Source organism: Microvirga thermotolerans, assembly GCF_009363855.1.
Taxonomy (GTDB): domain Bacteria; phylum Pseudomonadota; class Alphaproteobacteria; order Rhizobiales; family Beijerinckiaceae; genus Microvirga; species Microvirga thermotolerans.
In genome coordinates this window covers 2,705,975-2,729,658 of record NZ_CP045423.1, presented here as the reverse complement: position 1 = coordinate 2,729,658, position 23,684 = coordinate 2,705,975, and the positions used below count along the sequence as shown (strand labels likewise).

Below are 23,684 nucleotides of genomic sequence, written 5' to 3'. Positions count from 1 at the left end.
TTTTTGCGGAATGCTTCCGTGGCGGGTCGGGTTGCGTCCTGTGACATCGACCCGCGCCTATTTTCCTTGTGCTTGCCGTCGCCATATTGGAAAAGGCCGGCTGACGAGCCCGGAACGGCCGGCTTGCCCGAACCCATGTCCGAGATGACGCAGAAGTTCTTCACCGTTGCCCCCATGATGGACTGGACGGACCGGCACTGCCGGGCCTTCCACCGCGTCCTGTCGCGCCGGGCGCGGCTCTACACGGAGATGGTCACCACGGGGGCGGTGATCCACGGCCCGCGGGAGCGGCTGCTCGGCTTCGATCCGTCGGAGCATCCGGTGGCGGTGCAGCTCGGCGGGTCCGATCCGGCGGAATTGGCGAGGGCGGCGCGGATCTGCGCCGATTTCGGCTACGACGAGATCAACCTGAACGTGGGGTGCCCTTCCGACCGGGTGCAGAACGGCCGCTTCGGCGCCTGCCTCATGCTCGAACCCGCCCTGGTGGGGGAGTGCGTGGCCGCCATGAAGGCGGCGGTGGTGCTGCCGGTGACCGTCAAGTGCCGGATCGGCGTAGACGACCAGGACCCGGAGGAGGCCCTCGACCGCCTGACGGACGCGGTGGTCGCCGCCGGCTGCGACGAGCTGACGGTCCATGCCCGCAAGGCCTGGCTCCAGGGGCTTTCGCCCAAGGAGAACCGGGACATTCCGCCTCTCGACTACGACCGCGTCTACCGGCTGAAGCAGGCCCGTCCCGGCCTGACGGTCGCCATCAACGGCGGCATCAAGACCATGGCGGAGGTACACGGGCATCTGCGGCATGTGGACGGGGTCATGCTCGGCCGCGCCGCCTATCAGGAGCCGGAGATCCTGCTCGCCGTCGACCGCGAGCTCTACGGGGAGACCCCTCCCGTCGCCGATGCCTTCGAGGCGGTCGCGGCCTATGAGCCCTACATGGCCGCCCGGCTTGCGGAGGGAGAACGCCTTTCGGCCATGACCCGCCACATGCTCGGCCTCTTCACGGGCCGCCCCGGTGCCCGCGCCTATCGCCGCCACCTTGCGACCGAGGCGGTCAAGCCCGGGGCGGGATTGGAGACGCTCCGGGAAGCGGTCGCCTTGGTCGCCCGCGCCACCGAGCGTCTCCACGGGGACCGCTCGGCGCCCGCGCTGGCGGAAGGCTGAGCCCAGGGCGGTTCCTTGCAACGGGACCGGCTGCAGCCAAATTTCAGTTGTGGATTGTCCGATGGCAATGGAAACAACTTAAGATTTATTTGCGTGCCTTGAGGCACCCCGCGAGAATGTCGGAGAGGATTTTCAGCCGACTTAGGCTTTACGAATGCTATATTGTAACTAAATCTCCTCACGTTGAACGGCCGAGCCTCGGCAAGGCCTTCACTCACGCATGAAGGAGAAACACATGCGCATTCGCACCAGTGCAGCCATCGTCGCTGCGGCTATCGTCTCAGCGCTTGCAACGCAGGCGGGAGCCACTACCGTCGCCAACGGCCTTGCCGCCAACGGCCTTGCCGCCAACGGTCTTGCGTATAACGGTCTTGGGGCCGGAACCATGCGGATCCAGGGCATCGTGCTGCAGGATGGCTCCGCTGTCGCGGTGAAGTGATCGGCAGACAGCCACCCGGAGCCTCCCATCCTCTCGGGAGGCCTTGGGCGCCGGGACGCTCCGCCGGAAGTCACGGGCGTCCCGGCCTTGACGATTCCCGCCGCACACCCGCAACGGTTCCCGCCCGGCATCCGGTCGGGCTGTACAGGCCGTTCCTTGCCGGTGCCGGCGAGGGGCCCGTGTCCTCTTCATTCCCGGGTCGTCATGATCCTTCGCCTTCCGACCGTTCTCCTGCTTGCCCTGGCGGTTCTCCCGCTTCCCATGGCGGCCGCCGCCCTCGAGGGGCGCCTGAGCATGGATGGAGCCGACCTATCCCTTTCGCTGGATGACGGACGCGTCCTCAAGGGCAGAGCGCTCGTGGGCCTCACCCTGAAGCTCGCGGGCCCGGCGGGGGAGGCGGAGGTTCGGATCGACGGCGCCGAGGAGGATGCCTCGCTCCCGGACCGGCCCGTCACCCTGTTCTCCCTTTCGACCCAGCGGCCGGGGCAGGGGCCGGAGAACCTCTGCACGCCCGATCCTAAAGGGCGGCGGCTCGCCCTTCCCCTGCCCGACGGGGCAGGCGGCTTCGGCTTCACCTGCACCAGCGGCGCGGAGGCCAAATGCGTCCTCATGGGCTACAGGCCCTGGGAGGTCAGAGAGGGGGTTCCCATGCGCGACCTTCACCGCGCCTGCATCCACCTGCTGCGGGCCGATTACGGCGGCGACGACCGCCCGACGACGCGGGACGGCACCATCATCGACATCTACGATCGGTTCGGAATCCAGGCCTCGGAGGCGGATCCCACCCTGTCCTTCGAGGCGGCCTGGGGGCCCGATGGCGCGCTCTGCGTCGCCCATCCCCGCATCCCCGAGAACGTCTCGCTGTCTGCCCTTGCGGAGCGCTATCCCCGCCTTGCGAGGCGCCTGGGGCCGGATTCCTGCACCGAGGCGGCGATGCGGAACGAGCCGGGGGCGCTCCTGTTCAACCGCTCGGCCGCCCGACGCTGAGTCCGTTCGGGCCCGGCGGGATCGGGGCGAGCCGGAATCGGCAGGGCACCTTTGGCCGCAACTTTGGCCGCACTTGCCCCAGCGGGCGATCTCCGTCACATATCGGCATCCCCCGCTTGGAAGATCCCAATGTTCGGCATTTCCCTCTTCGACCTCTCGTGGCTGATCGTCGCCCTGCTCGGCGCAGGCGCCGTCACCGGGCTTCTCGCGGGGGTGTTCGGCGTCGGCGGCGGCGCGGTGGCGGTGCCGATCCTCTACGAGCTGTTCCGTTTCGTCGGCGTGCCGGAGGAGGTGCGGATGCCCCTCTGCGTCGGCACCTCGCTCGCCATCATCATCCCCACCTCGATCCGTTCCTTCCGCGCACACCAAGCCAAGGGCGCCGTCGACATGACGATCCTGCGGATCTGGGCGGTCCCGGTGGTCGTGGGAGTCGTCATGGGCAGCGTCATCGCGCGCTACGCGCCGGCCGATCTCTTCAAGACGGTGTTCGTGGTGGTGGCGGGGATTTCGGCGATCCGTCTCCTCTTCGGCAAGGACACTTGGCGCTTCGGCACCGAGATGCCGGGAAAGCCGGTCATGGTCGTCTACGGCTGGATCATCGGCGTCCTGTCGGCCCTCATGGGCATCGGCGGCGGACAGCTCTCGAACCTCTTCATGACCTTTTACAACCGCCCGATCCACCAGGCGGTGGCGACCTCGTCCGGGCTCGGCATCCTGATCTCGATTCCCGGCGCTATCGGCTACATCTACGCCGGCTGGCCGCACATGGCGGACTACCCGAACGTGGTTGCCCTGCAGCCGCCGCTGGCCCTAGGCTACATCTCCCTGGTCGGCTTCCTCCTGTTCATCCCCACCAGCGCCTGGATGGCGCCCGTCGGGGCGCGGCTGGCGCACCGCCTCTCGAAGCGCAAGCTGGAGATCGCCTTCGGCATCTTCCTCCTGACGGTCTGCCTGCGCTTCTTCGTCAGCCTGCTGTCGTGATCTCCTTCGGGCGCAGGATCAGCCGGTTGCCACGCACCTCGTAGGAGGCGAGCCGCTCCAGGAAGCTCATGCCGAGCAGGTTGGCATGAAGCGCCCCCGAGCGCGTGACGAGGGCAGGCACGTCGTGTTCGGTGATGGATCCGACGGTGAGCGAGCGGATCGTGACCGGCGCGGCGAGGGCGACTCCGTTGGCGGTCGCGACCGGGATGGAGAAGTTCAGCTCCCGTTCCTTGAACCCGAAATCGGCGGCGTGCTCCGCCCGCAGGACCACGGTGCTCGCGCCGGTGTCGAAGACGAAGCGGGTTTCGCGCCCGTTGACGCGCCCGTTGAGGATGAAGCCGCCGTCGGTGCGGCGGGCCGCCACCACCTCGCCCTTGTCCGTCACCACCGCACGCCCGTCGGCGATGTCGCCGATGGCGCGGTCCAGGACCATCAGGAGATCGTCCCGGGCCGCGTAGCTCGCGAGGCCCGCCAGGAGCAGGCCGCCGCTGAACGCCACCGCCTCGACCCCGCGGGTCCAGTGCGCCGCGAATCCGTCGACGATGGCGGCAGCCATGAGCATCAGGCTCCCGAACGCCGCGAGGAGGCCCGCCGCCTCGCCGGGCGTGAGACCCGCCACCGGCGCCTCGCCGAGGATCCCGACGAGGAGCGCCGCGACGAGGAGGGCTCCGGCAAGGGCGCGGATTCCCGGCATGTCAGTCGCGCTCGCTCTCGCCCAGGGCGAAGGCCCGGCGCATCCGCTCGGGCAGCTCCGCCATGATGCGCAGCCGCTCCTCCTCGGTGAGGCGGTACCACCGCCCGATCTCCTCGCGCGTGCGGCCGCAGCCCTCGCAGAGACCTGTTTCGGGATCGAGGGTGCAGACGCGGATGCAGGGGCTGGAGGCGCGGGTCATGTCGTTGTCCATCATGTCGTCACGGGCGGAGCGCAATCAAGAGACCGATCAGCGCAGCGATCTCGGCGACCTGCTGGGCCGCGCCGGCGATGTCCCCCGTCTGCCCCTGGATATGGCGCTTGGCGACCCCCGCGAGGGCGATCCCGGCGAGCGCAGAGAGAAACGCTGTCAGGGCGATTCCGGAGGCGGGCAGGCCGGCGGAGAGGCCGAGCAGGAGCGCGAGCGCCGCGGCCAGGGCCGCCGCGCGCCAGAAATCCTCCCGCGCCGGGCGGCCGACGGCCTGCGCGGCGCCGTCGGACCGGGCGGGGGGCAGGAAGACCAGGGGCACGAGGCCGGCGACCCGGGACAGGGCGGCGACGAGGACGATCGCCGCCATGACCGCGGGGGCGTCCGTGCGGCCGGCCAGGGTCGCCAGCGCCGCGATCCGCAGGGAGAAGCCGAGCACCAGGGCGGAGGTGCCGAAGGAGCCGATCAGGCTGTCCTTCATGATGGCGAGGCGGCGCTCCCGGGTCGCGCCGCCGAAGCTGTCGGTGGTATCGGCGAGGCCGTCCTCGTGGAAGGCCCCGGTCGTGACCGTCGCCGTCGCGACGGAGAGGATCGCGGCGAGCCAGGGGCCGAGCCCGAGGACGAGGGACAGGCCGAACGCGGCGGCGGGCAGGAGGCCGAGCACGAGGCCCGCGAGGGGCAGGACGCGGACGATTCGCCCGAAGTCCGGCAGGCCGTGAGGATCGTCCTCCCAGGGCAGGGCCGGGATGGGGAGACGGGAATAAAAGCGCAGGGCCCGGGCGAGGTCGGAGAAAGTTTTCCGACATGGTCCCGGCGGAATGCCATCAGCCTGCTGCAATTGGTCGGACATAGCTTCACCCTCCACGGCTTGGCCGTTATAGGTCACGCCACCTCACCTTCCGCAATGCCCGTTCGGGCCGGAGCCCTGCATGACTGCCCCTGCGACTTCCCCCTTCGACGATATCCGGCGCCTCATCACGACCATGCCGGGGCCCGACGAGGCGGCGGTGGCGGCGGTGCGGGAGCGGGACGCGCAGCTGACGAAGCCCGCCGGCAGCCTCGGGCGCCTCGAATGGCTGAGCGAATGGCTCGCCGCCTGGCAGGGCAAGCCGCGCCCCTCCGTGGACCGGCCGCTCGTCTGCGTCTTCGCCGGAAGCCACGGCGTCGCGGAGCGCGGCGTCTCCGCCTATCCCTCGGCGGTGAACCGCCAGATGCTGGAGAACTTCTCGGCCGGCGGCGCGGCCATCAACCAGATCTGCGCCAGCCTCGGCCTCGGCTTCAAGGTCTTCGATCTCGCCGTCGACCTTCCGACCGGCGACATCGCGGCGGAGGCGGCGATGGACGAGAAGGCCTGCGTCGCCACCATGGCTTTCGGCATGGAAGCCATCGCCGGCGGCACGGACCTGCTCGCCATCGGGGAACTCGGCATCGGCAACACGACGGTGGCGGCGGCGATCTACGCCGCCCTCTACGGCGGCGAGGCCGCCCGTTGGGTGGGGCGCGGCAGCGGCGTCGACGACGCGGGCCTCGCCCGCAAGGTCGCCGCCGTCGAGGGCGCGCTCGCCTGCCATCGCGGCCACCTCGAGGACCCCCTGGAGATCCTCCGCCGCCTCGGGGGGCGGGAGATCGCGGCGATGGCGGGGGCGATCCTCGCCGCCCGCCTGCAGCGCATTCCGGTGATTCTCGACGGCTATGTGAGCACCGCCGCGGCGGCGATCCTCCATGCCATCCACCCCGCCACCATCGACCACTGCATCGCGGGGCACCTCTCGGCGGAGGGCGCGCACCAGGAGGTGCTGGAACGCCTGGGCAAGATCCCGCTCCTCGCCCTGGGCATGCGGCTCGGCGAGGGCAGCGGGGCGGCGCTCGCAATGGGGATTGTCAAAACTGCCGCTACGGTACATCGTGACATGGCGACTTTCAGCCAGGCCGGTGTGTCGGAGCGGTTGCCCTGAATGCCCATACGAAACGTCCACCGCCGCTCCGAAACGCCCCGGTCGCTCCTCGGCCTCTCATCCCTCGTCCTCGCCCTGCTGATCGCCGCCTGCGCGCATCTCGTCCTCGAGCCGAGCGGCCGGGCGGTCGGGGGGCGGGCCTACGCCCTCGACGGGGACACGATCCGCATCGGCGAGAGCAGGATCCGCCTGAAGGGAATCGACGCGCCGGAACTCGACCAGTCCTGCATGCGCGGCGAAACCCCGGTCCTGTGCGGGGAGAAGGCGCGCGATACGCTGCTCGGCCTGATCCTCAACCAGCATGTGGAGTGCCGCATCGCGGGGCACGACCGCTACCAGCGCCAGCTCGCCCGGTGCTACGTGAAGGGCGAGGACATCGGGGCGCGCATGGTGGCCGAAGGCTGCGCCGTCTCCTACGGCGACTACCGCCTGCTCGAGGCGAAGGCGCGTCTCCAGTCCCGCGGGATCTGGGCCACCACGTTCGAGCGGCCGCAGGAATGGCGGCGACGCCACCTCTATTGAGGAGCCTGCGCGACCTCCTGCCGTGCCGCACCGCCTCGACCCGGAGGCCGGGAGCTCCCATGTTCCGGGGATGGACCGCTCCGAAGACTTTTCCGCCCTCGCACGACGCCTTCAGGCCTGCCGCATCTGCCGGGATGCGCCCCGCTACGGAGCGGCGCTGCCCCACGAGCCGCGCCCGATTCTCCAGGGCAGCGCCACGGCGCGCCTGTGCATCGCCAGCCAGGCGCCGGGCACCCGCGCCCATGCCAGCGGCATTCCGTTCTCCGACCGCTCGGGCGCCCGCCTGAGGGAGTGGCTCGGCCTCGACCCGCAGACCTTCTACGACCCCGCCCGCGTCGCCATCGTGCCCATGGGCGCGTGCTTTCCGGGCCAGGACGCCAAGGGCGGCGACCTGCCGCCGCGGCGGGAATGCGCCGAGACGTGGCGCGCGCCGATCCTTGCGGCTCTCCCCCGTCTCGAGCTCGTGCTGCTGATCGGGCAGTACGCCCAGGCCTGGCACATGGACGGGAACTTCCGCGACGGGCTCACGCAGACCGTCAGGCGCTGGCGCGGGTTTCTCTCCGCTCCCCGGCATCCGCGCGTCCTCCCGCTGCCGCACCCTTCCTGGCGCAACAACGGCTGGCTTCGGAACAATCCGTGGTTCGAGGCGGAGCTTTTGCCCGTGCTTCGCAGCGAAGTCCGCTCTATGCTCTCGCGCGACGAGAGGGAGCCTGCTGCATGAGCCCAACCACCTTGCGCGTGACCACGGACGGACCCGTCGCCACCGTGGCGCTCGCGCGACCCGACAAGCTGAATGCGCTCAACGCCACGAAGCATGCGGAACTGCGCGACACGCTCGCCCGCTTCGCCGAGGACGACGCGATCAGGGTCGTGGTTCTGACGGGGGAGGGGAGGGCCTTCTCGTCCGGCCAGGACCTCACGGAGGACCTGCCGCGCGACGAGCAGGGCCGCATCGACCTGGGCCCGCCCCTCGCGCGCGACTACAACCCCCTCGTCCTGAGACTCGCCGACTATCCCAAGCTCACCATCGCGGCCCTCAACGGGCCGGCGGTCGGCGCGTCCATGAACATCGCGCTCGCCTGCGACATCGTCGTCGCGGCGCGCTCGGCCTATCTCCAGGAGGCCTTCTCCAGGATCGCCCTCATCCCCGATGCGGGCGGCACCTGGATCCTGCCCCGGCTCGTCGGGCCGAAGCGGGCGCTCGCCCTCATGCTCACGGCGGAGCCGATCTCCGCGGAGGAGGCGAAGGCCATGGGACTCGTGTTCAAGGTGTTCGACGACGCGACGTTCCGGCAAGACGTCGCCGCTTTCGCCGCGTCCCTCGCGCAGGGGCCGGGGCTCGCGTACCGGCTCACCAAGCGCGCCGTGTCGGAAAGCCTTGGGAACGATCTGGCGACCCAGCTCGGCCTCGAGGCGGAACTGCAGCGCGAGGCCGGGTTCAGCCGCGACTTCATGGAAGGCATCGTGGCCTTCCGCGAGAAGCGCGCCCCGAAATTCGAGGGGCGTTGAGGGAGGCCGCGCCGTGCGCATCACCTACATCATCCTCGGGCTCCTCGTCTTCGGCGCCGTCCTGACGATGCTCATCTCGCAGGACCCGCAGAAATCCGCCTCCCTCTCGCAGATGTACCGGGACGCCGCATTCTCCGGCGAGACGCGCGAGATCGTCCTCGCGCTCCTCGCCTTCGGCATCGGCGGGTTCATCGTCTATCTCACCATGACGCGGCGCTGACGGGAGCGCCGCGTGTCGCGGCGCTCAGACGAGGTAGAAGTCCTTCTCGGTCATCTTGAGGTTCTTCTGCAGCGTCGCGATCTGCACCGCCGCCGCGCTGCCGGTGCCGTCGGCATCGTAGAAGAGCGCGCCGGTCTTCTTGTCGTAGACCGCCCGGTCGTCCGCATCGTGCGCCTTCGCGCCCGCATGGAACGCGGTCTTGGCCAGCACGCCCTTCTTGGCGATGCCCTTGAAGACCTTTCTCGCCAGATGGATCGTGTCGTCCTTGACGGAGAAGTCGACGATCCGGTCCAGGTTGGTCTTGCCCGGTTTGGTGTCGAACACGAACACGTCCCTGCCCGCCCCGCCGGCGAGCACGTCCCGGCCCAGGCCGCCGGAAAGCCGGTCGTTTCCCGCAAGGCCGCGCAAGGTGTCGTTGCCGGCAAGGCCCGACAGGACGTCGTTCAGAACGCCCCCGGTGAGGATGTCGGCGCCTGCGGTCCCCGCCCTGGTGAGGGGAACGGGCTGGGCGGGAAGAGGGGCGGGCTCCACAGGGAGGGGAGCGGGCTCGAAAACGTCGGTGACGGCGATAACGAAAGTGTCGGAAGCATACCCGCCGTATCCGTCCTCGACCCGCACGGTCACCGAATGCTGCCGCGCGGTCTCGTAATCGAGGGCCTTCCGGAGGACGAGGCTGTTGCCCTCGATGGCGAAGGCGCCGGTCGGGTCCGTCAGCGTGTAGGTGAGCGCGTCTCCATCCCCATCCTGCGCCGACAGGGTGGCGACGACGGAGCCGACGGCTGCATTCTCGGCAACGGACGTGCGGGAGATCGACAGATCGCCCGGATTGGCGTTGGGTCCGTTCGCATCGTACTCGACCAGGAAGAAGAGGATGTTCGCGAGGGCGAGGTCGTTCCACTGGCCCGCGACGCCGATGCCGCCGCCGGGCTGCGGCCAGGACGAAAGGGCGAGAGCGCCGCCGTCCTGACCGTTCGGGCTCACCTCGGGATCGGTGAAGTCGTCCGGCTCGGCGCCCCGGGCGCCCGAGCCCCAGTTCGCGTAGGGACCGACGGACGTCCCGTCCGCCCATTTCCACTGCCCTTCCGCCTCCATGTCGGTGGCGCCGATCCAGACATACTCGGCGCCGCCGCCATCGGCAGCCGTACGGTGCTGCGTCCAGGTGGCCTTCTCGCGCATCGCGAAGTTGAGGATCGCCGCGTTCTCGGCCGCCGACTCGATCTTCGCGAGATGGCCGCCGAGGTCCCAGGCGACGTCTTTCGCGCCGTACCACGTGAGAGCCGTGTCCGTCCTGATTTCGTAGACGTGACCGTTGAAATGCAGATGAGCCAAGAAAATCTCCAAGAACTGACAATTTTCGAGCGTTATAACTTTGCGTAACGCCTCCTGCAATGTCGCTCTTGTCGCAGCCGGGCGGCTCAGCGCTCCAGCCGGGCGATGAGGCTCGACGTATCCCAGCGGTTGCCGCCCATGCGCTGAACGTCCGCGTAGAACTGGTCCACCAGGGCGGTGACGGGGAGCTGGGCGCCGTTCTTGCGCGCCTCGGCCAGGACGATGGCGAGGTCCTTGCGCATCCAGTCCACGGCGAAGCCGAAGTCGAACCGGCCTTCGTTCATGGTCCTGCCGCGGTTCTCCATCTGCCAGGAGCCGGCCGCGCCCTTGGAGATCACGTCGAGCACCGCCTCGATGTCGAGCCCGGCGCGCTTGCCGAAGTGAATGCCTTCCGAGAGGCCCTGGACGACTCCCGCGATGCAGATCTGGTTGATCATCTTGGTGAGCTGCCCGGCCCCGGCCGGGCCCATGAGCCGGCAGGCGCGGGCGAAGCTCATGATGACCGGCTCCGCCTCGGCGTAAGGCTCCGCGTCGCCGCCGCACATGACCGTCAGCACCCCGTTCTCGGCGCCCGCCTGTCCGCCCGAGACCGGCGCGTCGATGAAGGCGGCGCCCTTCTCCTTCGCGGCCCGGTGGAGCTCGCGGGCGATCTCCGCGGAGGCGGTGGTGTGGTCGACGAAGATCGCGCCGGGCCGCAGGGCCTGGAAGGCGCCGTCCGGGCCGAGCGTGACCTGGCGCAGGTCGTCGTCGTTGCCCACGCAGGCGAAGACGATGTCCTGCCCTTCCGCCGCCTCGCGCGGCGTGCGGACCGCACGCCCGCCGTTCTCCGACACCCACCGATCGGCCTTCTCGGCCGTGCGGTTGTAGACCGTCACCTCGTGGCCCTTGGCCTTGAGGTGACGCGCCATGGGATAGCCCATGACGCCGAGACCGATGAAAGAGACCTTTGCCATCCCTTGCTCCCTGAACCGTCGCCAACGGTTCTATGAAGAGAGGGAGCGGCGGGCAACCGTCCTATTTGACTTTGATGTCGAACGGAAAGTACTTTGCCTGGATGCGGTCGTAGGTGCCGTCGGCGATGACCTGATCGATGGCGCCGTCGAACTGCGCCTTCAGGGCCGCATCGTCCTTGCGGAGCCCGATGCCGTAGAACTGGCGCCTGTAGGGCGGGTTCGCCGGGGCGAGGCCGAGGATGCGGCAGCATTCGCCCTCGCGGGTCTTCAGGAACTCGGCGAGGGCGCGCTGCCCGCCGAACACCGCGTCGATGCGGCCGACCAGAAGATCCAGATTGGCTTCCACCGGCGAGGAATAGGAGACGATCTCGGACATCTTGTAATGCTGCCTGAGATAGTCGAGGTGGTCCGTGCGGTCCGTGGCGCCGATCTTCTTGCCGGCGAGCGCCAGGGGCGTCACCCCTTCGAGGGGGCCGTCCTTGGCGGCGATGAAGACGGCCGGGATCCGGTAATAGGGCTTGGAGAAGGCGATGCGCTTCTGCCGCCTCTCCGTGATCTCGAGGGAGGACATGACGGCGTCGTACTCGCGGTTGAGGAGCCCGCGGACGATGCCCTCCCAATCGTGCTGCACGAAGACGCATTCCGCCTTCATGGCCGCGCAGAGGGCCTTGCCGAGGTCGACCTCGAAGCCCTGCAGCTCGTTGTTCTCCATGTAGTTGAAGGGGGGATACGCCCCTTCGACCGCGATGCGGACGGCGGGCTTCTCCTGCGCGGCTGCCGGCAGGCCGGAGACGAGCCAGAAGAAGAGGCCCGCCGCCGTGGCCAGTCGTCGTCCGAAACTCAACACGATCACGATGCTGCAGCCTTGATTGTCGCCCGCGATATTCCGTGAACCCGATGAATAGTCAAGATTCGCGCGCGTCCAATACTGCCGTGGGACAGTATTCTCGCCCTCAGCCGCCGGTGGTGCTCATGTGGCGTCCGACGGCGGGCCGCGAATGGCGGCGGTCGATGACGAAGTCGTGCCCCTTGGGCTTGCGCGCGATCGCCTCGGCGATGGTCTGCCGGAGCAGGTCGTCGCTCTTCGACGCCCGCACGGGATGCCGCAGGTCGGCGGCGTCCTCCTGGCCCAGGCACATGAAGAGCTGCCCCGTGCAGGTCAGGCGCACCCGGTTGCAGCTCTCGCAGAAGTTATGGGTCATCGGCGTGATGAAGCCGAGCCTGCCGCCGGTTTCCGCGACGCGCACGTAGCGGGCCGGGCCGCCCGTGCGCTCGTCGGTGGGCGTCAGGGTGAAGCGCTGGGCGAGGCGTGCCCGCACGAGGGAGAGGGGCAGGTACTGGTCGATGCGTTGTCCCTCGATCTCGCCCAGCGGCATGACCTCGATGAGGGTCAGGTCCATGCCCTGCCCGTGGGCCCAGGTCAGGAGCGTCTCGATCTCGTCCTCGTTCACGTCCTTGAGGGCGACGGCGTTGATCTTGACCTTGAGCCCGGCGCGCCGGGCCGCCTCGATGCCGCCCATCACCTTGGAGAGGTCGCCCCAGCGGGTGAGGCGGCGGAACTTGTCCGCGTCCAGGGTGTCGAGGGACACGTTGACGCGCCGCACCCCGCAGGCGGCGAGCTCGGCCGCGTGGCGGGCGAGCTGCGAGCCGTTGGTGGTGAGGGTGAGCTCGTCGAGGGCTCCCGTCTCCAGGTGGCGGGAGAGGGAGCGGAACAGGCTCATGATGTCCCGCCGCACCAGCGGCTCGCCGCCGGTGATCCGCAGCTTGCGCACCCCGTTCTCCACGAAGGCGGAGCAGATCCGGTCCAGCTCCTCCAGGGTGAGGAGATCCCGCTTGGGCAGGAAGGTCATGTCCTCCGACATGCAGTAGACGCACCGGAAGTCGCACCGGTCCGTCACCGAGACCCGCAGATAGGTCACGCGCCGGCCGAACGGGTCGACCAGCGGGCCGGGGGCGGACAGGGGCGCGGTCGTCTCTCCCGTCATGGGGTTCCTCTGGGTGCTTACCGGGACTTGCCCTCAGGGTAATTATCGGCCAGCTAGCGTCAATTCACAAAGCGGGCAGACGAGGCGCGACATGACCACGGAACGCTGGCCTACGGAACTGCGGCTCGCGGCCGACCGGCGCAGCCTGCGGATCGTCTTCGACGACGGAGCGGCCTTCGACCTGCCGGCGGAATACCTGCGCGTGACGAGCCCCTCCGCCGAGGTCCAGGGCCACAGCCCGGCCGAGCGCAGGACGGTGCCGGGCAAGCGCAACGTGGAGATCGTCGGGGTCGAGCCGGTGGGCAACTATGCCGTCAAGCTGATCTTCGACGACATGCACGACACCGGCATCTACGGCTGGGATTATCTCTACCGGCTCGGCGCCGAAAAGGAGGAGCGCTTTGCGGCCTACCTCGCCGAGCTCCAGGCGAAGGGATTGTCGCGCGACCGGTGAGGGTTTCCCGGATCTCGTCACGATGCCGAGGCCGCGCAGCGGAACTTGGCCGTAAGGATCACGCGGAGCGGGGAATCCGGAGCCGCTGCGGCTGCGTCCGGTCCTGCATCGCTGGCGGCCATGGCTTCCGGGCCCGGCCCAAGGGGCCGTCCCGGATTGACGATGGAGGCGCCGCCCCACCTCCCTCCCATGCGGAAGAGAGGTGGGAAGCGCCGTAGAACGCTTACCGCAGCACCACCACGCGGGCGCCGACCTTCGCCCGGTTGTAGAGGTCGATCACGTCCTCGTTGGTCATGCGGATGCAGCCGGACGACACGGCCTCGCCGATGGTCTCGGGCTCGTTGGAGCCGTGGATGCGGTAGATCGTGCTGCCGATGTAGAGGGCGCGGGCGCCCAGCGGATTGTCCGGGCCGCCGGCCATGTAGCGGGGCAGGTCGGGGCGGCGCTTGAGCATGGAGGACGGGGGACGCCAGTCGGGCCATTCGCGCTTCATGGTCACGGAATGGCTGCCCGCCCAGGTGAATCCGGGACGGCCCACGCCGACCCCGTAGCGAACGGCCTTGCCGTCGCCGAGCACGAAGTAGAGCCGCCGCTCGCTCGTGGAGACGACGATGGTCCCCGGCGCATAGCGCCCGTCGAAGGAGACGATTTCGCGCGGGATGGGGGAAGCCTGCGCGTTCAGCGAGTTCTCCGGCCCGTAAAGGGGCTGCCGGGTGAGGGGGTCGATTGCAGTGAAAGCTGCGGCCGGTGTCGCCAGGGCGGCGAAGGCGCAGGCAAGCCCGAGCAGGGCGGCGCGGGAGCGTCCCATGTTTGCCTCGAAAAGACCGTGTTTGATGCGGGTTTCTCATTGCTCAACGCAATGGCCGCGTTTCGGATCCGTTGACTACCAAAGGATCTGCGGAAAATCATCCGGATCCTCTGCCATCTTTTCGCCACGTCGTAACCGGGCGGTTAAGGCCGCGCTGCCACAATCGCCCGGACGAAAACTCCATCCCGGATGCGTCGAACCGCTTGACGCCGGGGGACCAACGACTCTAGAAGGCCCTGGTCAGGGCGCGTAGCTCAGCGGGAGAGCATTCGCTTCACACGCGAAGGGTCACAGGTTCAATCCCTGTCGCGCCCACCATTCCTTCCTGACCGACAGCTTCACGTTTTCGTGCGCGGCCGCGCCGCGAGGGCCGATGCCTTACGCCGCGGCGAGGCGCACCAGGGTGCCGACCGCGTCGTAGAGTTCGTCGAAATGCCCGATCACCAGATCCGGATTGAGCCGCCGCACCGGCACGTCCGTGTAACCGAAGGGCACCGCGACGGAGGGGACGCGCGCCGCCTGCGCGGTCACGATATCCGTGCGCGAGTCGCCCACCATCACCGCCCGGCTCAGGCTGCCGCCCGCCCGCTCGATGGTGAGCGTGAGGTGGCGCGGGTCGGGCTTGAAGAAGGGGAACGTGTCGCGTCCGCAATTGGCGGCGAAGCGGTGGGCGATCCCCAGCGCCTCGAGCAGGCGGACGGAATGGTCCTCGAACTTGTTGGTGCACACGGCCAGCAGGAAGCCTGCCCGCTGCAGCCGCTCGAGGGCGGCCTCCACGCCCGGATAGAGCTTCGTGTGGACGCAGATGTTGTCGCGGTAGTGGACCATGAAGCGCTGGAACAGGCGGTCCAGGTGCTCGGGCGTCAGCTCCTTCCGGCCCGCCTCGAAACCCCGCTGGAGCAGCGCCCTCGCGCCGGCGCCGACCAGGTCCCGCGCCTTGCGGACGGGCAGGGGCGGAAGGCCCTCGTCCGCGAGGATGGCGTTGAGGGTCCCGACCAGATCCCCGGCCGTGTCGGCGAGCGTGCCGTCGAGATCGAAGACGACGATGGGCGGTGCGACGCGGGCCGCGACGGATGGGCTATGAATGGCCATGGAGGTCGGCTACCTGCACAGGACGAGGGAATCAAGCTGAGGGGATGATATGGTCTTCTGGTTGATTCGTTCTTACCGGGCTCACCAAGAAGGAGTGTTGAATGCGGCTTTCCGGATCCTTGGGATATCTGTCCTCGGTTATCGTGCTGGGTAGCCTGACGGTTCCCGCCTTCGCCGCTCCCTACGATTTCGTGCCCGCTCCGCAGACCGACCTGAACCGGATCTACCGGATCGACCGCATCACCGGGGAGGTCAGCTCCTGCCAGTACGGCCTCCAGGAGGGGACCGTCGGCGTCACCCTCTGCTTCGGGTCGGGCGAGGGGGCGGGGCCGCAGGCGCCCGGCGAGTACGGGCTCGTCGCCTCCCGCCATGAGCGCGAGGGCGGAGTGTTCCGGGTCAACTACCGGACCGGCGACATGAGCATCTGCTACGTGTTCGACGAGAAGGTGGTGTGCACCCCCCAGGCCAATCCCTCGACGCAAGGGGCGCCCGCGACGGCTCCCGCCGCGACCCCGAGCGTGCGGCCCGGCACGGGCGCATCGCCGCAGCGGCCCTGACCGGCCTTGCCGGGACCGATCCATCCAGCCAAAAGAGCGTGAAACATTCTTTCTTCCCATGGCCGTGACGTGCTAGAGCCCAGCCGGGCCGGCCCTCGCCGGGGGACGACCAGCGTTAGGAACCATCAGTGAGCGACAATCTGAAGCGCGATGCGGCGGAGCGCGCCGCGGCTCTCGTGACCGACGGGATGAGGCTCGGGCTCGGCACCGGGTCCACGGCCGCCTATTTCGTGGCCGCCCTCGGCGCGCGCGTGCGGCAGGGGCTGTCGGTCGTCGGGGTCCCGACCTCGGAGGCCACCCGCGAGCAGGCCACCCGCGAGGGCATTCCGCTGACGACGCTCGACGAGACTCCCGAGCTCGACCTGACCATCGACGGGGCCGACGAGCTGGACGACGACCTCCGCCTCATCAAGGGCGGCGGCGGCGCGCTGCTGCGGGAGAAGATCGTGGCCTCGGCGAGCCGCCGCATGATCGTGATCGCGGACGGCTCGAAGCGGGTCTCCCGGCTCGGACGCTTCCCGCTGCCCATCGAGGTGGTGCCGTTCGGCCTGCGGGCGACCCAGGTCGCCATCGAGAAGCTCCTCGAAACGCTGGAGATGTCCGGGGAGCTGCACCTGCGGAGAATGGCCGACGGGAGTCCCTACATCACTGACGGCGGCCACTTCATCCTCGATGCGCATCTCAAGCGCATCGAGAAGCCCAACGTTCTCGCCTCGACGCTCAACAACATTCCCGGCGTCGTGGAGCACGGCCTCTTCATCGGCCTTGCCACCGGAGCGATCGTCGCGACCGGGCACGGCCTCGTCGAACTCGGTCAGATCTGACCGCCAAACGTCATGACTGGAGCTTGAACCCCATGATCCGTACCGCCCCTCGCCTGGCCTCCGTCGCCGCCGCTCTCGTGCTCCTCGCGACGAGCCCCGTGCTCGCGCAGACCGCGCAGCCCACGGAAAGCCAGCTGGCCCTGGCCCGCGAGGTCGCCGTCAGCTCCGGCATGACCCGGTCCTTCGACGCCCTGACGGAGCCCTTCTTCGCCCAGCTCCAGCAGATGAACGTGACCCGTCCCGAGATCCGGAAGGACCTCGACGAGGTGGTCGCCATCATCCGTCCGGAAGTCGAGCAGCAGAAGGGGAAGCTGATCGAGAGCGCCGCCCGCGCCTTCGCGAGCCGCTTCACCGAGGCCGAGCTCAAGGAGATCGCCGTCTTCTACCGGTCGCCGGCCGGCAAGAAGTACGTGGAGGTCCAGCCCGGCCTCCTCGACGACATCGTCAAGGACCTCGCCACGTGGACGCAGAACATGTCCGAGTACATCATGATCCGCGCCCGCGCCGAGATGGGCAAGCGCGGCCACCAGCTGCAGTAGGCCGCTGCACCTTCAGGATGTGAAAAGGCCCGGTTTCCCGGGCCTTTTTCGTTTGTGCGGCATGGGGCGGGGCGGCAGGCGTAGAGCGGATTGCGCTTCGATGGAATCGCGCTCCGCTCCGAAGCTCTTGGTTTGCCGCCTTTCCGGACGGACCCGGCGGGCCGCGTCAGCGACCCGGAGGGCCGCCGTCAGCGACCCGGAGGGCCGCGCCAGCGAAAACCGGTTCCCGCTTCTCCTGAACAGGCTCTAATCCTCGTTCATCTTGAACCGGTTGAGGCCCTTCAGCACGAAGGGGAGGATCAGCGCGATGAGGGCGATGACGAGGAGCGTCGCGGAGATCGGGCTCTGGAGCAGGATCATCGGATCTCCCAGGCTGATCGACAGGGCGCGGCGCAGCTGCGCTTCCGCGATGGGACCCAGGATCAGGCCCACCACCACCGGGGCGATGGGATAGTCGAAGCGCCGCATCAGGAAGCCGAGGACGCCGAAGGCCCCGAGCATGGTCAGCTCCACCACCGAAGGCTTGGCGGCGATGGTGCCCATGGTGGCGAAGACCAGGATGCCCGCATAGAGCCAGGGCTGCGGAATGGCGAGCAGCCTCACCCACAGGCCGACCAGCGGCAGGTTGAGCACCAGCAGCATCGCATTGGCGATGAAGAGGCTGGCGATCAGGCCCCAGACCAGCTCCGGCCGCTCGGCGAAGAGCAGGGGGCCGGGATTCAGGCCATATTGCTGGAAGCCCGCCAGCATCATCGCCGCGGTCGCGGAGGTGGGGAGGCCGAGCGCCAGGAGCGGCACCAGGGTGCCGGCCGCGGAGGCGTTGTTGGCGGCCTCCGGCCCGGCGACCCCCTCGATGGCGCCCCTGCCGAACTCCTCCGGATGCTTGGTCAGCCGCTTCTCGGTGGAATAGGACAGGAAGGTCGGGATCTCCGCGCCGCCGGCAGGCAGGGCGCCGATGGGGAAGCCGAAGAGGGTGCCGCGGATCCACGGTCCCCAGGAGCGCTTCCAGTCCTCCTTCGTCATCCACAGGGAGCCGCGCACCGGCTCGATCGCCTCCTCCTGGATATGGCGGCGGGAGGCGACGTAGAGCGCCTCGCCTACCGCGAAGAGGCCGACCGCCAGGGTCGTCACCTCGACCCCGTCGAGGAGTTCAGGCACGCCGAAGGTCAGGCGGGCCTGGCCGGTGAGCTTGTCGATGCCCACCAGGCCGAGGGCCAGGCCGATAAACAGGCTCGTCAGGCCCCGGACCGGCGAGTCGCCGAAGGTGGCGGAGACCGTGACGAAGGCCACGCACATGAGGGCGAAGTAGTCCTCGGGCCCGAACCGCACCGCCAGCTCGACCAGGGTCGGCGCCAGGAAGGCGAGGCCCAGCGTCGCGATGGTGCCGGCCACGAACGAGCCGATGGCCGAGGTGGCGAGGGCGGGACCGCCGCGCCCGGCCTTGGCCATCTTGTTGCCTTCGAGCGCCGTCGCCATGGAGGCGCTCTCGCCCGGCGTGTTGATGAGAATCGCCGTGGTCGAGCCGCCGTACATGCCGCCGTAGTAGATGCCGGCGAACATGATGATCGACCCGCCCGGGTCGAGCTTGAAGGTGATCGGCAGGAGCAGGGCGACCGTCAGCGCCGGGCCGATGCCGGGGAGCACGCCGACGGCGGTGCCGAGGAGCACGCCGACGAGCGCGAAGAGCAGGTTCATCGGCTGGATCGCGACGGTCAGGCCATGGGCGAGGGCGTAGAGGGAATCCATGGCGTTCAGGCTCCGATCAGGCGTTCCAGGGGACCCATCGGCAGGGTCAGCGTCAGAAGCTTGGCGAACAGCAGGTAGATCACGAGGCCCGCCGCGAGGCCGATGAGGAGATCGGTGACGAAGGCGCGCCGGCCGAAGGCCGCCGCCGTGCAAGCGAACAGCACCGACGTCGCGGGAATGAAGCCGACCTCGAACCGGATGAAGGCGATGAGGAGGGCGAGCCCGGCGACGATCAGGAGGATCGGCGTCCAGCGCAGGCTCTCGCGCTCGGGCAGGTCGCCGCGGAAGGCGGCGATCGCGTTGCCGACCGCGAGGATCGCGAGGCCCACGGCCACGACGATAGGCATGGCCTTCGGGCCGAGCCCGTAGACCGAGGAGAGCTGGAGGCTGTTCATGTCCCGCCAGATGATCCCGGCAAGAACGAGGAGCACCAGGGCGATCAGGAGACCCGCCTTGTCGACGCGCCGCGGCGTGGGTGTCGTCATAGTCGCTTTCCTTAAAAAGAAGCGCCGCTCGGGGCGGCGCTTCCCACGTCGTTCCGGTCCGGCCTCTTATGACTTCACGAGCCCGACGGAGGTCAAGATCTCTTTGGTGCGGGCCTGGTCCTCCGCAAGGAACTTGGCGAAGGCGTCGCCGGAGAGATAGGCGTCGTCCCAGCCCTTCTGCTTCAGGATCTCCTGCCACTCCTTCGACTTGACCATCTTGTCGATGGTGTCGACGAGGGCCTTCTTCTGGTCCGCGCTGATGCCGGGAGCCGCCACGACCGCGCGCCAGTTGGCGATCTCCAGGTCGACGCCCTGGTCCTTGAGGGACGGCATCTCGGCGGTGCCCTTGCCGGCCGGGGTGGTCAGGCCGATGAGGCGCAGCTTGCCGGCCTTGATCTGGCTCTCGAACTCGCCGTAGCCGGAGATGCCGGCGGTCACCTTGCCGCCTAGGATCGCCGCGAGCGACTCGCCGCCGCCGGAGAACGGGATGTAGTTGATCTTCGTCGGGTCGGCCCCGACCGCCTTGGCGAAGAGCGCCACGGCGATGTGGTCGACGCCGCCCGCCGAGCCGCCGGCCCAGGTCACCTTCGCCGGATCGGCCTTCATGGCCGCCGCGAGGTCCTTGGCGTTCTTGATCGGGGAATCGGCCGGCACCACGATGGCCTCGTACTCGCCGGTCAGGCGGGCGATGGGAGTGGTCTGGTCGAGGGTCACCGGCGACTTGTTGGTGAGCAGCGCGCCGACCATCACGTAGCCCATGACCATGAGCTGGCTGCCGTCGCCCTTCGCGCCGTTCACGAACTGCGCGATGCCGATGGAGCCGCCCGCGCCCGGGACGTTGGTGACCTGGACGCTCTTCGCGAGGCCGGCCTGCGTGAGCGCCTGCTGCATGGAGCGGGCGGTCTGGTCCCAGCCGCCGCCCGGGGCCGCCGGAGCCATGATCTTCATTTCGGCCATCTGGGCCGAGGCCGTGGTGACGAGGCCCGCGACGGCCGCCGCGGCGAGGATGCCGCGCCAGAGGCCCTTGCGATAATGGCTCATTCTGTTTCCTCCGATCGTTCTGAGACTTGGGCGCGTGTCGCAGGGACGAGGCCCGGCGGGCCCGCGCGCTGCGACAAACGGTAAAGGTGGAAATTCGGCGCCGCAAGCGCTTGCTGCTTTATCGGCGTTGAACCTTCGCGTAAGACCCACCCCATGGAAGTTATCGCTCCCGAAGCCGCCGGCGGGCCGCCGGCGGGGTTGCAGACCAGGCAGGCTCGCGCCCTCTGGCACGCCGCCATGGCGGCGCTTGCGCTCATGCCTCTCGGCATGGCGGTCGCGCACCGTTCGAGCCCGGTCTTCGCGGCGCTCGCGGCGCTCCTCGCCCTTGCGGCGGTGGCGGCGGAGGGGCGGCTCGCGGAATTCGGCCGCGCCGCGCGCGGCGCCCTCGCATCGCCGCTCGGCCTGTCCGCGCTCGCCTTTCTCGCCTGGTGCGTCCTGTCCCTCGGCTGGAGCGAATTCAGGCTCGTTTCCGTCTCCGCCCTCGGCGAGTTCGGCATCTCCGTCGCGGCCGCCTTCGTGCTTGCCCTGACGCTGCCGGCGCGGATGACCCGCCCCGCCTTCTGGCTCCTGGTGGCCTGCTCCGTCGTCGCCTGCGTCACGACGATCTTCGAGCTGCGCACCGGGCTCGCCCTGCGCCGCTCGCTCGGGATGCGCTGGCACAGCTTCATCTTCAACCGCCCGGTCCTGACGCTCCTGTGCCTCCTGCCGCCCGTCGCGGCCTTCATGCTGCGCGGCATGCGCCATGGCTGGATGCCCGGCCTGGCCTTCGCCGGCCTGGTCTTTGCGGCCATGGCCCATTCCGAGAGCGGCGCTTCCGTGCTCGGCTTCGCGGCGGGCGCAGTCACCTTCCTCGCGGCCCTCGCCGCCCCGCGTCTCGTGGCGGGCGCCGCCGCCGTCGCCTTCACGGTCCTGACGGCCGCCGCCCCGTTCCTCGGGCCCATCGCGGACCGCGCGATTCCCGCGAGCGTCCATCGGAAGCTCGCCGCCGACCATTCCCGCGACCGGGTCGACATCTGGATCAGCTTCGGGGAGGTCATCCGGCACCAGCCCTTCGCCGGGGCGGGCTTCGGCGTGAGTCCCCGGATGCGCGACACGGCGGTCGCCGGCCGGGTACCGAGCGAGGGCGAGACCCTTCTCGGCGTGGGCCATCCCCACAACGCCCTCATCCAGATCTGGGCCGAGCTCGGCGCCGTGGGCGCGGTCCTCGCGCTTGCCGCGATCCTCCTGCTCCTGCGCACCATTGCCCGGCAGGAGCGGCCGATCGCTGCGGCGTCCCTGGCGCTCCTCGGGAGCGCCACGGCGGTCGCCCTCGTCGGCCACGGAGCCTGGCAGGGATGGTGGGCGGCCGCGCTGGGAGCCGCCATCGTATGGATTCTGGCCGTGCGCCGGATGCAAAGGGAGACGGGAGCATGAGCCAATTCGACGTCGATCTCTTCGTCATCGGCGCGGGATCCGGCGGCGTGCGCGCCGCGCGGGTCGCGGCGGGCTACGGCGCGCGCGTCATGATCGCGGAGGAGTACCGGGTGGGCGGGACCTGCGTGATCCGCGGCTGCGTGCCCAAGAAGCTCATGGTCTATGCCAGCCGCTTCGCCGAGGAGTTCGAGGACGCGGCGGCCTTCGGCTGGACCGTGGCCGAGCCGCGCTTCGACTGGGGGACGCTCGCCGCCAACGTGCACAAGGAGGTCGACCGGCTGGAGGGCATCTACCGGGCCAACCTGGAGAAGGCGGGCGTCGAGATCGTCGACAGCCGCGCGGTCGTCGTCGATCCGCACACCGTCCGCATCCTCCGGACCGGCCGGCAGGTCCGCGCCCGCTACATCCTCGTCGCGGTGGGCGCGCATCCTTCGATGAGCCCGGCGATACCGGGAGGCGAGCTCGCGATCACCTCGAACGAGGTGTTCCATCTCAAGGAGTTGCCGCGGCGCATCCTGGTGGTCGGCGGCGGGTACATCGCCGTGGAGTTCGCGGGGGTCTTCGCCGGTCTCGGCAGCGAGGTCACGCTGCTCCACCGGGGCGACAAGCTCCTGCGCGGCTTCGACGAGGACATCCGGGACGCCCTGGCCGAGGCCTACCGCCGCCGGGGCATCGGGCTCGCCCTGGAGCGGACCGTGCAGCGCCTCGAGAAGCGGCCCGGCGGCATCGCCGCCACCCTCAGCGACGGAACGACGATCGAGGCGGACCAGGTGCTCGTCGCCACCGGACGGCGGCCCAACACCGCCGCCCTCGGCCTGGAGGAGGCCGGGGTGAGCCTCGACGAGGCGGGCGCCGTCATCGTCGACGGCTATTCCCAGTCCGTCATTCCCTCGATCTATGCGGTCGGCGACGTGACGAACCGGGCGAACCTCACCCCCATCGCCATCCGCGAGGGGCACGCCTTCGCGGACACGGTGTTCGGCGGCAGGCCGACCATGGTGGACCACGACCTGATCCCCACCGCCGTCTTCTCGACCCCGGAGATCGGGGTCGTCGGGTGCGGCGAGGCGGCGGCGCGGGCCCGCTACGGGGAGGTCGAGATCTTCAAGACCTCGTTCCGCCCCATGAAGGCGACGGTCTCGGGCAGCGCCGACCGGGTGCTCATGAAGCTCGTGGTGGAGAAGGCGACCGACAAAGTGGTGGGCGTCCACATCCTCTCCCACGACGCGGGCGAGATGATCCAGCTCGCCGGCATCGCCGTCACCATGGGCGCCACTAAGGCCGATTTCGACTGCACCGTCGCCGTCCACCCGACGGCCGCCGAGGAGCTGGTGACCATGCGGACGCCGTTCGTGGTCAAGAAGCCCGAGGCGGTGGGGTAGCGAAACGCGGATGACTCGCCCCTAGAGCCTTTTCCGGAGAAGTGGGAACCGGTTTTCGCTGGCGCGGCCCTCCGGGTCGCTGGCGCGGCCCTTCGGGTCGCTGGCGCGGCCCTCCGGTTCCGTCCGAAAATGCGGCCAACCAAGAGCTTCGGAGCGGAGTGCGATTCCGTGGAGGCGCAAACCGCTCTAAGCTGTATCTTCTCGGATTTCCTGTGACCCGATCCTGTACAAGCCGGCCTGTCTATAACGAAAGAACTCGTGCGTCCGTGCACTTGTCTCTCTTTGAAACTGAGTTACATTTTCCCTTGAATGCTGCTTCGGCAAGAAGGAGCAATCCGGGCCTGTCGATGCTCATCGATGCCTGCATGTCACGTTGGAAGCGCGGCTTCGCGTTCCGAAAAAT

27 protein-coding genes and 1 tRNA gene are annotated in these 23,684 nt (G+C 69.1%); 16 read left to right on the top strand and 12 right to left on the bottom strand.

Going from position 1 to position 23,684, the window contains the following annotated elements; all coding sequences use genetic code 11:
• The first annotated feature begins 144 nt into the window (after positions 1–144).
• The 4 genes from dusA (at position 145) to GDR74_RS12915 (ending at position 3,568) form a co-directional block, all read left to right on the top strand.
• Positions 145–1,161 carry a tRNA dihydrouridine(20/20a) synthase DusA gene (gene dusA, locus GDR74_RS12930; protein ID WP_152587762.1) on the top strand — a complete coding sequence of 339 codons (1,017 nt, stop codon included), beginning with the start codon at positions 145–147 and terminating at the stop codon, positions 1,159–1,161.
• A 235-nt stretch (positions 1,162–1,396) separates the two neighbouring features.
• Positions 1,397–1,600, top strand: coding sequence for a hypothetical protein (locus GDR74_RS12925; RefSeq protein ID WP_152586687.1), 204 nt, complete (start codon positions 1,397–1,399; stop codon positions 1,598–1,600).
• A 204-nt stretch (positions 1,601–1,804) separates the two neighbouring features.
• Complete coding sequence (locus tag GDR74_RS12920) at positions 1,805–2,587, top strand: ADYC domain-containing protein (protein WP_152586686.1); 783 nt, start codon at positions 1,805–1,807, stop codon at positions 2,585–2,587.
• Positions 2,588–2,716: 129 nt separating this feature from the next.
• Positions 2,717–3,568 (top strand): sulfite exporter TauE/SafE family protein, encoded by an 852-nt coding sequence (locus GDR74_RS12915; RefSeq protein WP_152586685.1) that lies wholly within the window; start codon positions 2,717–2,719, stop codon positions 3,566–3,568.
• On the opposite strand, the gene GDR74_RS18280 is transcribed toward GDR74_RS12915, so the two are convergent.
• Genes GDR74_RS18280 through cobS form a run of 3 tightly spaced genes read right to left on the bottom strand, consistent with a single transcriptional unit; the run spans position 3,552 to position 5,317 of the window.
• The gene (locus GDR74_RS18280) at positions 3,552–4,262 is read right to left on the bottom strand and encodes a retropepsin-like aspartic protease family protein (RefSeq protein WP_210251023.1); all 711 of its coding nucleotides are present in this window, start codon (positions 4,260–4,262) and stop codon (positions 3,552–3,554) included. The two genes, GDR74_RS12915 and GDR74_RS18280, sit on opposite strands and share 17 nt — an antisense overlap.
• A gap of 1 nt (position 4,263) precedes the next feature.
• The gene (locus GDR74_RS12905; protein ID WP_152586684.1) at positions 4,264–4,461 is read right to left on the bottom strand and encodes a DUF1289 domain-containing protein; all 198 of its coding nucleotides are present in this window, start codon (positions 4,459–4,461) and stop codon (positions 4,264–4,266) included.
• Positions 4,462–4,480: 19 nt separating this feature from the next.
• Positions 4,481–5,317, bottom strand: coding sequence for an adenosylcobinamide-GDP ribazoletransferase (cobS, locus tag GDR74_RS12900; RefSeq protein WP_152586683.1), 837 nt, complete (start codon positions 5,315–5,317; stop codon positions 4,481–4,483).
• Positions 5,318–5,396: 79 nt separating this feature from the next.
• Between cobS and cobT the strand changes: the two genes are divergently transcribed.
• The 5 genes from cobT to GDR74_RS12875 all read left to right on the top strand — a co-directional run bounded on the left by cobT (position 5,397) and on the right by GDR74_RS12875 (position 8,673).
• Positions 5,397–6,422 (top strand): nicotinate-nucleotide--dimethylbenzimidazole phosphoribosyltransferase, encoded by a 1,026-nt coding sequence (gene cobT, locus GDR74_RS12895; RefSeq protein ID WP_152586682.1) that lies wholly within the window; start codon positions 5,397–5,399, stop codon positions 6,420–6,422.
• A complete protein-coding gene (locus tag GDR74_RS12890; protein WP_152586681.1) occupies positions 6,423–6,944 on the top strand; it encodes a thermonuclease family protein in 522 nt (173 codons plus the stop codon).
• 70 nt (positions 6,945–7,014) lie between these two features.
• Positions 7,015–7,665 carry a uracil-DNA glycosylase family protein gene (locus GDR74_RS12885; protein WP_152586680.1) on the top strand — a complete coding sequence of 217 codons (651 nt, stop codon included), beginning with the start codon at positions 7,015–7,017 and terminating at the stop codon, positions 7,663–7,665.
• The gene (locus GDR74_RS12880; RefSeq protein ID WP_152586679.1) at positions 7,662–8,453 is read left to right on the top strand and encodes an enoyl-CoA hydratase-related protein; all 792 of its coding nucleotides are present in this window, start codon (positions 7,662–7,664) and stop codon (positions 8,451–8,453) included. The genes GDR74_RS12885 and GDR74_RS12880 overlap by 4 nt, the downstream gene beginning before the upstream one ends.
• Before the next feature lie 13 nt (positions 8,454–8,466).
• On the top strand, positions 8,467–8,673 hold the full coding sequence (locus GDR74_RS12875) for a hypothetical protein (protein ID WP_152586678.1): 207 nt from the start codon (positions 8,467–8,469) through the stop codon (positions 8,671–8,673).
• Between the two features lie 24 nt (positions 8,674–8,697).
• Here GDR74_RS12875 and GDR74_RS18540 read toward each other — a convergent pair whose 3' ends face one another.
• The 4 genes from GDR74_RS18540 to moaA all read right to left on the bottom strand — a co-directional run bounded on the left by GDR74_RS18540 (position 8,698) and on the right by moaA (position 12,940).
• Positions 8,698–10,002, bottom strand: a complete 1,305-nt coding sequence (locus GDR74_RS18540; RefSeq protein ID WP_194164532.1) for a cadherin domain-containing protein — start codon at positions 10,000–10,002, stop codon at positions 8,698–8,700.
• Positions 10,003–10,088: 86 nt separating this feature from the next.
• Positions 10,089–10,955 carry an NAD(P)-dependent oxidoreductase gene (locus GDR74_RS12865; protein ID WP_152586676.1) on the bottom strand — a complete coding sequence of 289 codons (867 nt, stop codon included), beginning with the start codon at positions 10,953–10,955 and terminating at the stop codon, positions 10,089–10,091.
• Between the two features lie 61 nt (positions 10,956–11,016).
• Entirely contained in the window at positions 11,017–11,808 is a 792-nt protein-coding gene (locus GDR74_RS12860) for an ABC transporter substrate-binding protein (protein ID WP_152586675.1), read from the bottom strand.
• A gap of 100 nt (positions 11,809–11,908) precedes the next feature.
• Positions 11,909–12,940 (bottom strand): GTP 3',8-cyclase MoaA, encoded by a 1,032-nt coding sequence (gene moaA / locus GDR74_RS12855; protein ID WP_152586674.1) that lies wholly within the window; start codon positions 12,938–12,940, stop codon positions 11,909–11,911.
• A 91-nt stretch (positions 12,941–13,031) separates the two neighbouring features.
• Between moaA and GDR74_RS12850 the strand changes: the two genes are divergently transcribed.
• Entirely contained in the window at positions 13,032–13,394 is a 363-nt protein-coding gene (locus GDR74_RS12850) for a gamma-butyrobetaine hydroxylase family protein (RefSeq protein ID WP_152586673.1), read from the top strand.
• Between the two features lie 223 nt (positions 13,395–13,617).
• Here GDR74_RS12850 and GDR74_RS12845 read toward each other — a convergent pair whose 3' ends face one another.
• Positions 13,618–14,202, bottom strand: a complete 585-nt coding sequence (locus GDR74_RS12845) for a L,D-transpeptidase (RefSeq protein ID WP_152586672.1) — start codon at positions 14,200–14,202, stop codon at positions 13,618–13,620.
• A gap of 243 nt (positions 14,203–14,445) precedes the next feature.
• Between GDR74_RS12845 and GDR74_RS12840 the strand changes: the two genes are divergently transcribed.
• A tRNA-Val gene (locus GDR74_RS12840) sits at positions 14,446–14,520 on the top strand.
• A 60-nt stretch (positions 14,521–14,580) separates the two neighbouring features.
• Here the strand turns inward: GDR74_RS12840 and GDR74_RS12835 are convergent.
• Complete coding sequence (locus tag GDR74_RS12835; protein WP_152586671.1) at positions 14,581–15,294, bottom strand: HAD family hydrolase; 714 nt, start codon at positions 15,292–15,294, stop codon at positions 14,581–14,583.
• 101 nt (positions 15,295–15,395) lie between these two features.
• On the opposite strand from GDR74_RS12835, the gene GDR74_RS12830 reads away from it, so the two are divergent.
• From GDR74_RS12830 to GDR74_RS12820, 3 genes are all read left to right on the top strand, one after another.
• On the top strand, positions 15,396–15,851 hold the full coding sequence (locus GDR74_RS12830) for a hypothetical protein (protein ID WP_152586670.1): 456 nt from the start codon (positions 15,396–15,398) through the stop codon (positions 15,849–15,851).
• A gap of 128 nt (positions 15,852–15,979) precedes the next feature.
• Positions 15,980–16,675 (top strand): ribose-5-phosphate isomerase RpiA, encoded by a 696-nt coding sequence (gene rpiA / locus GDR74_RS12825; RefSeq protein WP_152586669.1) that lies wholly within the window; start codon positions 15,980–15,982, stop codon positions 16,673–16,675.
• A gap of 32 nt (positions 16,676–16,707) precedes the next feature.
• A complete protein-coding gene (locus tag GDR74_RS12820) occupies positions 16,708–17,214 on the top strand; it encodes a DUF2059 domain-containing protein (RefSeq protein WP_152586668.1) in 507 nt (168 codons plus the stop codon).
• 246 nt (positions 17,215–17,460) lie between these two features.
• Here GDR74_RS12820 and GDR74_RS12815 read toward each other — a convergent pair whose 3' ends face one another.
• The 3 genes from GDR74_RS12815 to GDR74_RS12805 all read right to left on the bottom strand — a co-directional run bounded on the left by GDR74_RS12815 (position 17,461) and on the right by GDR74_RS12805 (position 20,486).
• On the bottom strand, positions 17,461–18,960 hold the full coding sequence (locus GDR74_RS12815) for a tripartite tricarboxylate transporter permease (RefSeq protein WP_152586667.1): 1,500 nt from the start codon (positions 18,958–18,960) through the stop codon (positions 17,461–17,463).
• 5 nt (positions 18,961–18,965) lie between these two features.
• Positions 18,966–19,445, bottom strand: a complete 480-nt coding sequence (locus GDR74_RS12810) for a tripartite tricarboxylate transporter TctB family protein (protein WP_152586666.1) — start codon at positions 19,443–19,445, stop codon at positions 18,966–18,968.
• A 66-nt stretch (positions 19,446–19,511) separates the two neighbouring features.
• Positions 19,512–20,486 carry a Bug family tripartite tricarboxylate transporter substrate binding protein gene (locus GDR74_RS12805; protein ID WP_152586665.1) on the bottom strand — a complete coding sequence of 325 codons (975 nt, stop codon included), beginning with the start codon at positions 20,484–20,486 and terminating at the stop codon, positions 19,512–19,514.
• Between the two features lie 153 nt (positions 20,487–20,639).
• Here GDR74_RS12805 and GDR74_RS12800 point away from each other — a divergent pair, with 153 nt between their 5' ends.
• Both GDR74_RS12800 and gor read left to right on the top strand, forming a co-directional pair.
• Positions 20,640–21,899, top strand: coding sequence for an O-antigen ligase family protein (locus GDR74_RS12800; protein WP_152586664.1), 1,260 nt, complete (start codon positions 20,640–20,642; stop codon positions 21,897–21,899).
• Positions 21,896–23,281: a glutathione-disulfide reductase gene (gene gor, locus GDR74_RS12795; protein WP_152586663.1), complete on the top strand. Its 1,386-nt coding sequence runs from the start codon at positions 21,896–21,898 to the stop codon at positions 23,279–23,281. The genes GDR74_RS12800 and gor overlap by 4 nt, the downstream gene beginning before the upstream one ends.
• The last annotated feature ends 403 nt before the right edge of the window (positions 23,282–23,684 follow it).